This window comes from Paenibacillus sp. J22TS3, assembly GCF_018403205.1.
Classification (GTDB): domain Bacteria; phylum Bacillota; class Bacilli; order Paenibacillales; family Paenibacillaceae; genus Fontibacillus; species Fontibacillus tuaregi.
Genome location: NZ_BOSF01000003.1, coordinates 737,113 through 749,270 on the forward strand (window position 1 = coordinate 737,113; position 12,158 = coordinate 749,270).

13 protein-coding genes and 1 tRNA gene are annotated in these 12,158 nt (G+C 46.4%); 1 reads left to right on the top strand and 13 read right to left on the bottom strand.

Annotated features, from left to right (window positions below; all coding sequences use genetic code 11):
* Positions 1-171: 171 nt before the first annotated feature.
* The 9 genes from KJS63_RS13170 to rpsF form a co-directional block, all read right to left on the bottom strand.
* Positions 172-1,200: an LCP family protein gene (locus KJS63_RS13170; RefSeq protein ID WP_068621602.1), complete on the bottom strand. Its 1,029-nt coding sequence runs from the start codon at positions 1,198-1,200 to the stop codon at positions 172-174.
* A gap of 551 nt (positions 1,201-1,751) precedes the next feature.
* The gene (locus KJS63_RS13175; protein ID WP_213619536.1) at positions 1,752-2,780 is read right to left on the bottom strand and encodes an ABC transporter ATP-binding protein; all 1,029 of its coding nucleotides are present in this window, start codon (positions 2,778-2,780) and stop codon (positions 1,752-1,754) included.
* Positions 2,777-3,793 (bottom strand): ABC transporter ATP-binding protein, encoded by a 1,017-nt coding sequence (locus tag KJS63_RS13180; RefSeq protein WP_213619537.1) that lies wholly within the window; start codon positions 3,791-3,793, stop codon positions 2,777-2,779. The genes KJS63_RS13175 and KJS63_RS13180 overlap by 4 nt, the downstream gene beginning before the upstream one ends.
* Positions 3,769-4,749: an ABC transporter permease gene (locus KJS63_RS13185; RefSeq protein WP_374706284.1), complete on the bottom strand. Its 981-nt coding sequence runs from the start codon at positions 4,747-4,749 to the stop codon at positions 3,769-3,771. The genes KJS63_RS13180 and KJS63_RS13185 overlap by 25 nt, the downstream gene beginning before the upstream one ends.
* Positions 4,746-5,714 carry an ABC transporter permease gene (locus KJS63_RS13190; protein ID WP_213619538.1) on the bottom strand — a complete coding sequence of 323 codons (969 nt, stop codon included), beginning with the start codon at positions 5,712-5,714 and terminating at the stop codon, positions 4,746-4,748. The genes KJS63_RS13185 and KJS63_RS13190 overlap by 4 nt, the downstream gene beginning before the upstream one ends.
* Before the next feature lie 106 nt (positions 5,715-5,820).
* Complete coding sequence (locus KJS63_RS13195; protein ID WP_213619539.1) at positions 5,821-7,539, bottom strand: ABC transporter substrate-binding protein; 1,719 nt, start codon at positions 7,537-7,539, stop codon at positions 5,821-5,823.
* A 721-nt stretch (positions 7,540-8,260) separates the two neighbouring features.
* Positions 8,261-8,533, bottom strand: a complete 273-nt coding sequence (gene rpsR, locus KJS63_RS13200; protein ID WP_082927055.1) for a 30S ribosomal protein S18 — start codon at positions 8,531-8,533, stop codon at positions 8,261-8,263.
* 22 nt (positions 8,534-8,555) lie between these two features.
* Positions 8,556-9,023, bottom strand: a complete 468-nt coding sequence (gene ssb / locus KJS63_RS13205; RefSeq protein WP_068621613.1) for a single-stranded DNA-binding protein — start codon at positions 9,021-9,023, stop codon at positions 8,556-8,558.
* A gap of 40 nt (positions 9,024-9,063) precedes the next feature.
* On the bottom strand, positions 9,064-9,348 hold the full coding sequence (gene rpsF / locus KJS63_RS13210; protein WP_068621615.1) for a 30S ribosomal protein S6: 285 nt from the start codon (positions 9,346-9,348) through the stop codon (positions 9,064-9,066).
* A gap of 311 nt (positions 9,349-9,659) precedes the next feature.
* On the opposite strand from rpsF, the gene KJS63_RS13215 reads away from it, so the two are divergent.
* Positions 9,660-9,857 (top strand): YjzC family protein, encoded by a 198-nt coding sequence (locus KJS63_RS13215; RefSeq protein ID WP_213619540.1) that lies wholly within the window; start codon positions 9,660-9,662, stop codon positions 9,855-9,857.
* A gap of 519 nt (positions 9,858-10,376) precedes the next feature.
* On the opposite strand, the gene KJS63_RS13220 is transcribed toward KJS63_RS13215, so the two are convergent.
* From KJS63_RS13220 to KJS63_RS13235, 4 genes are all read right to left on the bottom strand, one after another.
* Positions 10,377-10,467, bottom strand: a tRNA-Ser gene (locus tag KJS63_RS13220).
* A gap of 147 nt (positions 10,468-10,614) precedes the next feature.
* Entirely contained in the window at positions 10,615-10,848 is a 234-nt protein-coding gene (locus KJS63_RS13225; protein ID WP_068621619.1) for a DUF951 domain-containing protein, read from the bottom strand.
* 29 nt (positions 10,849-10,877) lie between these two features.
* Entirely contained in the window at positions 10,878-11,768 is an 891-nt protein-coding gene (locus KJS63_RS13230) for a mechanosensitive ion channel family protein (RefSeq protein WP_213619541.1), read from the bottom strand.
* A 54-nt stretch (positions 11,769-11,822) separates the two neighbouring features.
* Positions 11,823-12,083, bottom strand: coding sequence for a putative Se/S carrier protein (locus KJS63_RS13235; protein WP_068622655.1), 261 nt, complete (start codon positions 12,081-12,083; stop codon positions 11,823-11,825).
* Positions 12,084-12,158 lie beyond the last annotated feature (75 nt).

Sequence of the window (12,158 nt, forward strand, 5' to 3'; positions counted from 1 at the left end):
AAAGGTCAAGAAAGTATAAGCCCCCATGGACCGTATGGACCCCTGCCCGTTTTCTCTCAGGGCGAAAAAATCGGCAGCCGGTACCCCGGACTGCCGAACAGACATCTCCTCCATACAAAAAGCAGATGTACCCATCCAGTTTCTGTATATATTATGGCATCTCTAGGACGCTCATTCAACGGCCTGCTTCTCAGGAATCATAAGCTGTGAAGCTGCTGTATTCGGATCAGACCAGCTTTCAATCAGCTGTTCGGCATAAGCCACATCCTTCTTATCAGCCAGGTCATAGAAGATATTATTCATACGGACACCCTTGCCCATGATTGTAAAACTGTAAATCTGCGGCGGATTCTCCCCGGTCAACAGCTGTTTAGCAAGATCAATAATATTGTTTGGCATAATATCTGTCTTGAAGTTCGCACCCGCGATGTCCATCAGCTCAGGAATTTTACCGACTTGATCCAGCTTTAGAACCCGGCTAACCATTGCATTCAGGAAGACTTGGTGTCTCTTGGTCCGGTTAAAGTCACTGTCTTCCCGGTAACGGACGAAATTAAGGGCGTCCTTCCCGTTATAGATAGGCTGGTTTGCCTTGATCGTGAACTTCTCGTGTTCCTTGGCTTTGTTCACAATATCCTTCGTAATTGGCAGCTCCACGCCGCCCAGCGCGTCAACGACGTCCCGCAGACCTTTGAAGTTAATGGCAGCATAATACTCTACCTTATGCCCCAGGAAAGCTTCTACGGTATCCTTAGACATCTTTTCCCCGCCGAACGCGTATGCATGGTTGATCTTATCCTTTTTGTGCTTGCCTACAATCTCAGTGTACGTATCCCGCGGAATTGAAATGAGCAACACCTTGGAATCTTTAGGCCGAATCACCGCATAGATCATCGTATCCGAACGTGCTGGCTCGTTATCCCGCTGATCTACCCCAAGAAGAAGCGCGGTAAACGGCTTGGTCTGATAGACCACCGGCTTGGGTTTCTCCCCTTGAAGAGGGGCATAGGATTTCTGCAATTTCTGCTCCACATGATCAGACAGAAATAAATCAAATGCCATAATGGCAAGAGGTTTCCTGTATACATAAGCGCCTGAACCCAGAATAACAAGAACCAAAAGGACAATTCCCCATGTTCTTAATCTATTCTTTTTCTTTTTGGGTTTTGGCTTTACCCTGCTTAATTGTTTATCACTCATTCATTTGCCTCCATTTAGACGCAGCTCAGATCCCTGAGTACATCTTCATCTTCATGTATATGTTATACATGTCTTTCCTAGCAGAAGACATGATTAAAGTCCTACTCGAAAGTATAGTAGAATACCATACGACATATTTTTACGGCATAAGTGGCCTTGGGCTTCAAATGAACGTATTCGTCCCCCTTCCTTAATAAACGCTAGAGCCGTTTACCGAAGCACGAGAATCAAGGCTTTTGCAACACAAATCTACTTTATCTTCCATTGTACTGAGTTGTTTCCAGCAAAACACTACAAAAAGGTTAAAATACACTTGCACAACGAACAATATAACCTAATTAACTATCATCTATCAACTATTAAACACTGGGATATGCCTGATCTTCTATCCTAATAACGCTTCTATAATGATAAATATCCTCTAACAAAATACGAATGAAAGCTGTAAATGTTCCTAAATAAGACCTTGTGAGCACACAGCACTTAATTATCCCTAGGCACCAAAAAAAGCGGGTAAAGGACAACTCCTTTACCCGCTCCTAGGCTGCATACTATTGATGCTTCTTGAGCGCATCGCTGCCTTCCAGCAATGGGAAGTGGCAGGCCACTTGTCTGCCTGGAAGAGCTTCTTCCAGCAGCGGTTCAACCTGGCTGCACTTCTCTTGTGCAAGAGGACAGCGGGTATGGAACCGGCAGCCGGATGGCGGATTTGCAGGTGACGGAACATCACCCTTCAAGACGATACGCTCCCGCTTACGGCTTGGAGTCGGCTTCGGAATAGCCGACAGCAGTGCCGCCGTGTAAGGATGGAGCGGATGCGCAAAGAGCTCTTCCGTCTCGGATACCTCAACCATTTTACCCAGGTACATAACTCCAACGCGGTCCGAAATATGGCGCACCACATTCAAACCGTGAGCAATGAACAGGAAGGTCAGGCCCAACTCCTTCTGCAGTTTCATCAGCAGGTTGATAACCTGGGACTGGACGGATACGTCAAGCGCCGATACCGCCTCATCCGCTACGATAAACTGAGGGTTCAGGGCAATTGCCCGGGCAATTCCGATCCGCTGCCGCTGTCCACCGGAGAATTCGTGCGGATACCGGTTTCGGCGGGACGGATCAAGTCCGACCAACTGCAGAAGCTCGACCACCCGGTCGTCAATCTCCTTGGCGGACATATTGCGGTGAACGCGCAGCGGCTCACCGATAATATCTTTGACCAGGAAGCGCGGATTCAGGGAACCAAACGGATCCTGGAAAATAATCTGCATCTCTTCCCGAAGCTTGCGAAGCTCCGAACCACTCAGGGAATGTACATTCTTCCCGTTGAACAGGACTTCTCCATCGGTAGCGCTTTGCAGCTTGAGCACAACGCGGCCGAATGTGGACTTGCCACAGCCTGATTCACCAACAAGGCCAAAGGTCTCACCCTTGCGGATCGTGACGGATACGTCATCAACCGCTTTAACGTTGCCGACAACGCGGTTAAGTAACCCCGCCTTAATCGGGAAATACTTCTTGAGATGTTTAATCTCAATCAGATTCTCATTATCTTGTACTTGTGGCTCTTTCATACTCATTTGGTGTCGCCCCCGTTTCTGCCGATCTCCACAGGCGCCTTATCCTCATACAGCCAGCAGACGGCACTATGATCGTCGCCTACCTTGAAATTAAGCGGCTCCTGGGCTTTGCATTTATCCATCACGTGCGGACAGCGGGGATTGAAACGGCAGCCACCCGGAAGATTACCGATACCCGGAATCGTCCCTTTGATGGTGTACAGTTCTTTTCCACGCGTGCCTTCAAACCCTGGAATGGATTGCAGCAGACCTACGGTATAAGGATGGGATGGGTTGGAGAAGATCTCCTCAACAGTACCCTCTTCTACAATAGCTCCAGCGTACATAACCGCGATCCGGTCTGCCATTTCAGCAGCTACCCCCATATCGTGGGTAATAAGAAGAATGGACATCCCCAGCTCTTCCTTCAAACGCTGGAGAAGATCAAGAATCTGTGCCTGCACGGTTACGTCAAGTGCTGTGGTAGGCTCATCCGCAATCAACAGCTCGGGATTACATGCCAAGGCTATCGCAATAACGACACGCTGACACATCCCCCCGGACAATTCATGCGGGTACTGCTTAACCCGGATTTCCGGCGCAGGAATACCAACCATTCTCAGCAGGTTGATCGCTTCCTTCTTCGCTTCTGCCTCACTCTTGTTCTGGTGCAGAATAATACTTTCTGCGATCTGATCGCCTACGGTAAATACAGGGTTAAGTGCGGACATTGGGTCCTGGAAGATCATCGCGATCTTGTTACCGCGAATCTTGCGCATGTCCTCCTGGTCTTTGGAGGCCAGATCCTCACCATGAAATTTAATTTTGCCATCCAAGATGGCTCCGCCCGCATAATCGATCAGCCGCATGATGGACAAGGAGGTTACACTCTTACCGCTACCGGATTCGCCAACAAGGCAGAGTGTCTTTCCTTTTTCTATGTTTATAGAGATATTGTCTGTCGCTTTGACAAATCCCTTTTCTGTCATAAATCCGGTTGTCAGATTCTCTATTTCGAGTAATCTTTCCGCCATTGTTTCAGCCTCCTCCGGGATACCGTCGCTTTTTGTCTAGGATCAAGAGCATCACGGATGCCGTCACCGATAAAGTTAACGGACAACACCACGATAAAGATACATAGCCCTGGATATACCGCTTGGATAGGATCAATGAGCATGAATTCCTGTGCATTACTCAGCATTTGTCCCCAGCTTGTATCCGGAGCCTGTATGCCAAGCCCAAGGAAGGATAGTGCTGATTCACTCAGGATAGCGCCCCCTACCATCAACGTGGCATTAACAATAATCGGGAAGCTTGCATTGCGAAGCAAATGTCTGAATATAATTCCCCAGCTGGACACACCAATTGCTTTGGCTGCTTCCACGTACTGGGACTCTCGAAGCTGCAGGAAGTTCCCCCGTACCAGCCGGGCTACGCTCATCCAGCTTGTAAATACCAGGATCATAATCATGTAACTTACTTTTGATCCAAAAATAGCAAGGACAAGAATGTTCAAGAATAATAATGGGATCGAGTTCATAACGTCAACAAGACGCATAAAGATCGTATCGATCCATCCGCCAAAATAACCGGAGACAGCTCCGACAAACGATCCGATAATAACCGAAGCTGCAGCCACGGTAAAGCCGATAAACAAGGAGATTCGGGCACTATATAACAATCTGGAAAAAATGTCACGACCAATCTCATCCACGCCTAGCAGATGATTGCCGCCGGTCATATCCCCGTCCAGATTAATTGCATCCGGCTTATAGGGAGCCAGCACTGGAGCCAAAATGGCTGCCAGCACAAAAATAAGTAGAACGACCAAACCCGTCATCGCATAAGGATTATGGGAGAACTTCTTCCAGACGATCTTCCATGGACCCGGCGGTTTCTGGGAAGGTGCCGTGGAATTGAACTCCTCCATTGGAGGCTGCACGCCCGGCTGACCGCTTTGTGCAATTTCTGTATTTACGTTCATACTCATGCCGATTTTCCTCCCTTACCAAGCTGAACCCGAGGATCGACTACTGCGTAGAGGATATCGGCAATCAGATTACCAACAATAACAACGACTGCAGTAACCAGGGCAATCGCCATCAACACCGAGTATTCTCTAGCATTTGCCATTTCAACAAACAAACGGCCCATACCCGGCCAGTTGAACACGGTTTCCGTAAGTGTGGCACCACCCACCAGGATCGGCAGATCAAGACCCAGCACCGTAATAATAGGAATCAGTGCATTACGCAGAGCGTGACGGAAAATAACCTTATTCTCTTTAACCCCTTTAGCTCGAGCCGTACGGATATAATCCTGCTCAAGCACTTCCAGCATACTTGCACGGGAGTACTTGGAGTAAGAGGCCAGGAATCCTAAAGTCAATACAGATACCGGCAGAATCATATGCATGAACAAATTGCCCAGATTTCCCTCTTTCCCCATGGTCCACATATCTGAAAGTGGAAGCCAATCGAGGTTTAGGGCGAACAGTTCCTGAAGCAAAATACCGAACCAGAAGGCTGGCATGGCAAAACCAATATAAGCAACAAATGAAGCCGTTTGGTCAGAAAGACCGTATTCTTTAGTACTGTTATAAATCCCCCATGGAATCGCTATCAGCAAGGATAGCAGCCAAGCTACACTCATCAAGACAAGAGTGTTTCCAACCGTTGGCCATAAAATCTGACCTACAGGAACATGGTTCTTAAACGTGTAACCCAGATCGCCCTTAAGCAATCCGCCAACCCAAGTGAAGTATTGCTCGTATACTGGTCTATCAAGTCCTAAGTTATGAGCCTGTATTTTGGCTGCTTCCTGGGATAAGCCCGGAGCTAAGAAAATTTGTGTAGGGCCGCCCGGTGCCGCATGGATCAGACCGAAAGTGACGATACTGACCAAAACAATAACCAAAAGAGACTGCAGGACACGGCGAATGAAATATTCAGTCATTGACTATCCTCCCATGATTGTACATATGGTACAACCGATTTAAGCCTAAAAACAAAAAAAGGGAGAGGAGAAGACTCTCCTTCCCCCTCGTTTAGTAGTCGTGTAATTATTGAGTTACCCACCAGTTTTGAATATGGAAGAAAGCTCCATATGGAAGTGATGCTTCAGGTGCATCGGCTTCAGCAAATTTTACACGTGAGCCTAAACCTTGCGGTTGTCCATATTGGTACAAGAATACATATGGCAGGTCAGTGGAAATTTCCTTACCCACTTCTTCATAAATTTTCTTACGCTGAGCTTGATCAACTGTGGAATATCCATCTACCCACAGCTTATCGAGCTTCTCGTTTTTATACCATCCCATGTTTTGACCATTTGGTGGGAAGTATTTGGAGGAGAAGGTTTGCTCTCCATCTGGATCCGGGTTGTTCAGAGACCAAGACAACAGAACTGCAGGGAACTTACCTGGTGTCAGGTTGTTATCAGCCCAGGAAGAGAAGTCAATCGCTTTAGGTTTAACCTCGATACCTACTTCTTTCAGGTTCTGTTGGATAACGGTAGCCACTTGTTGACGGCGGCTGTTACCCGCATTGTATTGAAGCTCGAAGGAAAAACGGTGGCCGTCTTTAGCCAAGATACCATCAGAGCCTGCAACCCAACCGTCTTCAGCAAGAAGCTTCTTAGCTGCTTCTGGGTCATACTTGTACTCAGTTACAGCTGAGCCTGGATCAGCCCAAGTATTTGGAAGGAACGGAGCATTCAGCTTAGTACCAGTTCCTTTCAGGATGTTGTTGATCATACCTTCGCGGTTAAGTGCTGTAGCAATCGCTTGTCTTGTCTTCACGCCAGTGAATGGAACGAATTTGTCCGGGAAGTTCTCAGGCTTGAAGTTGAATGCAACATACTCATATTGAGGTCCTGGAGCAAGAAGAACAGTCAGGCCTTGTTTCTTCTTAACAGCTTCCACTTGGGTTACAGGAATCGCTTGGACCATGTCCACATCGCCTTTAATCAGAGCTTGAACCTCAGTGTTTTGGTCCGCATAGATTTTGTAGACGACTTTGTCAATGTGAGGTTGTTGACCCCAGTAGTTAGGATCTTTCTCAAATGTAAGATACTGCTTTTGTTTCCACTCGGTCCATTTCCAAGTACCGTTAGTTACAGTCTTGGCAGGGTCCTTACCATATGCATTGTTCTTCAGTTCTTCCGGTTTAACATCCTTCAACACGTGATAAGGAATCAACTGGTTGAACAAGCTGTATTGGAACGGTGCAAATACTTGCTTCAAAGTAATTTTAACGGTTTGATCGTCAATTTTCTCAAGCTTATCCACTTTGTCAAATTGCCCGATACCCGGAGAACCTGCTTTAGGGTTACGGAACGTGTCAATTGTGAAGATAACGTCATCCGCTGTAACCGGTTGGCCGTCACTCCATTTAGCTTCTTTCTTCAGCTTGATCTCATAAGTTTTGCCGTCTTCGGATACTTTTGGCAGCTCAGCTGCAAGAGACCAAGGTTCAGCAGCAAGGTTACCCTTACGGTCAAGATCATACAGGTTAGCCATCACGAACTTGGCTGCATCTGCAGAAGCCGTGTTATCGATATAGATCGGGTTGATCGATACGATATCAGAGAAGCTGCTGAATGTCAGTGTTCCACCATCTACCGGTTTATCGGTAGACTTATTGGCATTTGTTTCGGAGCCTGTAGGCGCTTTAGTAGATCCACCTTCAGCGGATTTGTTGGAGTTGCTGCAACCTACGAACAGAGCGCCAACAAGTGTAAGCGTCGCTAATAGGGCAACCCATTTTTTTGTTTTTACCATTAACGTGTTCCTCCCATTTTTAAAATTGTACTGCTGTAAAGCGCCCTCCGGGTCGAAGCTAACCTCACGTCTTTCCTAATTCTGTCTACGATATGAATTGAACTAAAGATACAACATGCTATTGCTGCTTCAACTACACCTCCAGCATGGCTGACTTCACCAGTCTTTAGTTCATTTCACATGCTACGTGGGCTTTGACCCCCCTCATGGTTCAGAATCTGAGAAGCTGTTTAATTAACTTCTAATATATTGTTGATCAATATATCCTAATAAAAAAAGCACAATATACATGGGTTTACTCGGAATTATATTCTCAAAGACAATTTCTTGCTGCGGTCCCCTAAAACCAATTTTGTTAACCACGGGTCAATTTAATGTTAATGTCTCCCTATTACATTTCCGAACAAACATCTGAATTATTAATGCTATGTTTCATTATTAGTAAATAATATACATTAAATTTACCAAAATTCCAACTAATTTTATGTTTTGTTTTTAATTTTTTTTTAATGTCATGTATAGAAAAAACTTTTCAATCTACGATTTGCCTGGAAGGTCCCTCAGTAGCACCCTCTTATTTTCATTTTTCTTTAAGAAAAGGAGCCTCCAAAACTTCCATTTTCAATGCATAAGATTGTATAAATTCCTAGATTTGTGCATATTTATAAATCCTGCTTAAAACAAAAAAGCAGCCGATTTCTCGGCTGCTCTGTTAACTTTATTACTCCGTCGTATAAGGCAACAATGCGATTTGACGGGAACGTTTGATAGCAATTGTCAACAAACGTTGGTATTTTGCGCTAGTGCCAGTTACACGGCGTGGCAAAATTTTACCGCGTTCGCTGATGAATTTCTTCAACAGTTCAGTGTCTTTATAGTCAATGTGAGTAATTTTGTTCACAGTGAAGAAGCACACTTTACGACGTTTGTTACGGCCGCCGCGGCGAGCCGGTCTCTTGTCGTTGTCTCCGCCTTCTCTTGGTTTAAAAGCCATGCTGTTTCAGTCCTTTCCAATATTAAAATGGCAAATCGTCATCCGAAATATCAATCGGCTTACCGTCATCGGAGAATGGATCCTGATTGCTGCGGGAGCTGCTGCCGCTGCGGTTACCACCGCTGCCGCCTCCGAATGGAGCTTCTTCCCGTTGCCCGCCGCCACCTTCTCGGTTCGACTCCAAGAAACGGACATTATCGGCGATGACTTCGGTCACGTATACACGTTTACCTTCGTTATTATCGTAATTCCGTACTTGAATGCGTCCTTCTACTGCGGTCAAACGACCTTTACGCAGGTAGTTGGCACAAGTCTCAGCCAGCTGTCTCCACGTAACGACCGGTATAAAGTCCGCTTCGCGTTCTCCGCCTTGGGATGTGAAAGGTCTGTCTACGGCAATCGTAAACTGGGTGACCGCCACGCCTGATGGCGTATAACGCAATTCCGGATCACGGGTTAGTCTTCCGATGAGAATGACACGGTTTAACAATCTGGTCTCCTCCTCTGAGCGAATAATTTACAAACAGGTCTTAAGCAACGTCTTTGGTAATGAGATAACGGATAACTTCGTCGGAAATCTTCAGAATACGTTCCAACTCGTTTACCACATCTGGAGTCGCAGTAAAGTTTACAAGAACATAAACTCCATCACGAACCTTGTTGATCTCATACGCAAGCCGGCGTTTACCTAAAACATCATGTTTTGTAATTTCCCCGCCGTTTTGGATGATGCCTTGGAATTTTTCGACTACAGCTTGAACCGCTTCTTGTTCAAGATCAGGACGAATAATGTACATCACTTCGTATTTGCGCATATCTTTCACCTCCTCTTGGACTCACGGCCCCCAATGCAAGGCTTGGGAGCAAGGAGCGAGCCTAAACTCGCACCATAATAATATAACAAATCCGAACATCCGATGCAAGTCTAATTAGGCTCATCGCAGCCTTTCACCATTTTCCATACGCAGATCATCGTGATGTTATTTCCTATCTTCTCCCGGAGCCAGGAAGCAGTCATCCCATGAACTACCTTACCGCTCTCCCGTTCGCTTCACATCAACTTCCCCATAATCGTGCACAATAAATCCGTACTCTTTATAACTTAAGGAAAGGAGCTTAATCTGATATGGGTGAGCAGACCGAATACGAACCAGGGGATAAAGCCCCGAACCCCGGCGTTTATACCGAGGTAGGCGAAGCGCGGAGCTTCCATACTCAAATTCAAAATCCGAAACGCATTAAGCTGGAGCGTGGAGACACGTTCCCGGATACGACGAACAAGAACAGAAAGTGGAAGAAGGCCGAGAAAGCCAGAGTTCACTAAAGCAACCGGTTACCTTTTTCAGAAGCAATTCGTATATTCCACTCAGCTTCTGCACATTCTATATTCAGACGGCGTACAAGAGAGGTGTGGTTCCGTTGGACCGTTTCAGCGAATCATCTGTTCAGGAGTCTTATTCACAACCAGTGTTCAGCATAATGTGAAGAAATATCTGACCTCTGTGAAGATGGCCGGATGTAAGCTTTGATTATCTGTGAAGGATCGTATCCTGCATTTGTGTGAGAGAAGAATTCCATTCGTACGCCGTCAACCATAAAGAGGTCCCCATTCGGGGGCCTTTTTCCTTAGATGGCTTCAACTTATATAAGTTGAACAACTTGCTGCACGGATGAAGACTCCGGGTGAAATGTTCTTTTTCGTTCACAAAAGCAAACACTACGCTTTTTCGGAATCATTTCCCTTTTTGCCTAATTCCCTTATCCTTATTTAGTTAGTTCAAATTCTATAAATAAGCACTAAAAAACCCCCGTCATCGACGGAGGCGTTCATGTTCATATATAGTGGCGGAAAGAGTGGGATTCGAACCCACGCACGCCTTGCGACGCCTAGCTGATTTCGAGTCAGCCCCCTTGGGCCTCTTGGGTACCTTTCCGCAGCAAATAACATTGTAGCATAAACTATGTTATTTTGCAACATTCTTAGTTGGCTGATTGTGCACCTTGCGAAGCTCCGAGCACAAGGTGGGTGCTTCATGACGGCCGTCAACCATGCCAGGTCCCTGTGTTTCAGGATTCAGCCCCTAAGTAAGGTCGTTGGGACTTGCGTCTGCACCCATTTCAGCCTCGGCAGACCGAAGAACCTTCTTCATGTTCTTCTCGAATTTGGCGCGCGGGATCAGCACGCTGTGCTTGCATCCGACACACTTAATCCGGATATCCATTCCCATGCGGATGATCTCCATTTCATTGCTGCCGCAAGGATGATTTTTTTTCATCTGTACGATATCGCCAAGCTGAAATACTTTGCGCTCCAAATCGATACAACTCCTTTACACCTATAGATTTATCCGCCGTTGGCCTCAGACAACTGCCTTGCTTCAACCTCTTCCAACGCTTCCTTGGCGTAGGTCTGGATTTGACGCTCCAGATCAGCACGGTTACCAGGCAGCGTCTCCGCGATAATCCGCACCACATACTCACTTGATGTGATCGACTGAATACCTAACACATTGGGCACACTCACCATAGCCTCGGAGCTATCCTTAAGCTCCTGCATGGATTTGCGCAGAACCGCAAGGGAATCATCCAGCTTCTTCTGATTGCTGAAGGGGATATCTACTACAGCCAGCGCGTTATTCAAGGAATAGTTGGTCACATTCGTGATCATACCATTAGGAATAATGTGCACCTCTCCCGTCCAGCTGACCAGACGTGTGGTCCGAAGTCCGATAATTTCCACCGTCCCCTTAAGCGTTCCCGTCTGAATCACGTCACCCACAGCAAATTGATCCTCCAAGATGATAAAAAAACCAGTAATGACATCTTTCACGAGACTCTGGGCTCCAAATCCAACGGCCAAGCCGATAACGCCCGCTCCAGCCAGCAGCGGAGCCAGATTCACGCCGAATTCCTGAAGCAGGAGCATGATCATAATAAAATTACTAGTGATAGTTATGATATTTTTCAGCAGGGCTCCTACGGTGACAAAGCGCCGCGGATTCAAGTTAATCCGGCTTTCTTCATGCCGCTCCAAGGAGTGGTCAATAAACTTAAAGACAATGCGGATAAATAACCGCGTTATTACCATGATAAGAATTATTCTTAAGCAGGAAAACATAAGCTTTTCCCACATATCTACATCCGTGAACCAGTTCCAAATCTTGTCCTTTAAAGTCATTACACCCTTAAACGCTTGATCTGCTGCGCCATCCGAATTGTTCAATGGAAAGTACATGGCTCTCCCTCCTGCTTCCAACCTCCGCCTTTCTTTACGTCCTCTATGGCGGCTTTAGTCTATATTTATATCAATGTTAACATAACCTCTGCCATCTTTCGAATATATCCCCCGGATCTCCACGGTTTCTTCCAGGACAATCCGCTGAACCCTTGGCAGATCCACTCTGTCAAATTGAATAGACAGTGCACAGCCGGCTGTAATCTCCTTCGGCGTGGGAAACAGGTCGATCTCAATCTCCGCATATTCCAGCAGCATTTCCGCCCGCAGCGCCTGCTGTGTGGAGTCAAAAGCCATAACCAGCCAGTTATCCATCATCAGAATACCCCTTTGCTTCCAAACTTCAAAATACCCTGCGAGTATAAAATCTTTCATACATTCATATACTGA

Coding starts and splice junctions, on each gene's coding strand:
- KJS63_RS13170 (WP_068621602.1), bottom strand. CDS start 1,200: ATGAGTGATAAACAATTAAGCAGGGTAAAGCCAAAACCCAAAAAGAAA.
- KJS63_RS13175 (WP_213619536.1), bottom strand. CDS start 2,780: ATGAGTATGAAAGAGCCACAAGTACAAGATAATGAGAATCTGATTGAG.
- KJS63_RS13180 (WP_213619537.1), bottom strand. CDS start 3,793: ATGGCGGAAAGATTACTCGAAATAGAGAATCTGACAACCGGATTTATG.
- KJS63_RS13185 (WP_374706284.1), bottom strand. CDS start 4,749: ATGAGTATGAACGTAAATACAGAAATTGCACAAAGCGGTCAGCCGGGC.
- KJS63_RS13190 (WP_213619538.1), bottom strand. CDS start 5,714: ATGACTGAATATTTCATTCGCCGTGTCCTGCAGTCTCTTTTGGTTATT.
- KJS63_RS13195 (WP_213619539.1), bottom strand. CDS start 7,539: ATGGTAAAAACAAAAAAATGGGTTGCCCTATTAGCGACGCTTACACTT.
- rpsR (WP_082927055.1), bottom strand. CDS start 8,533: ATGGCTTTTAAACCAAGAGAAGGCGGAGACAACGACAAGAGACCGGCT.
- rpsF (WP_068621615.1), bottom strand. CDS start 9,348: ATGCGCAAATACGAAGTGATGTACATTATTCGTCCTGATCTTGAACAA.
- KJS63_RS13215 (WP_213619540.1), top strand. CDS start 9,660: ATGGGTGAGCAGACCGAATACGAACCAGGGGATAAAGCCCCGAACCCC.
- KJS63_RS13230 (WP_213619541.1), bottom strand. CDS start 11,768: ATGTACTTTCCATTGAACAATTCGGATGGCGCAGCAGATCAAGCGTTT.
- KJS63_RS13235 (WP_068622655.1), bottom strand. CDS start 12,083: ATGGATAACTGGCTGGTTATGGCTTTTGACTCCACACAGCAGGCGCTG.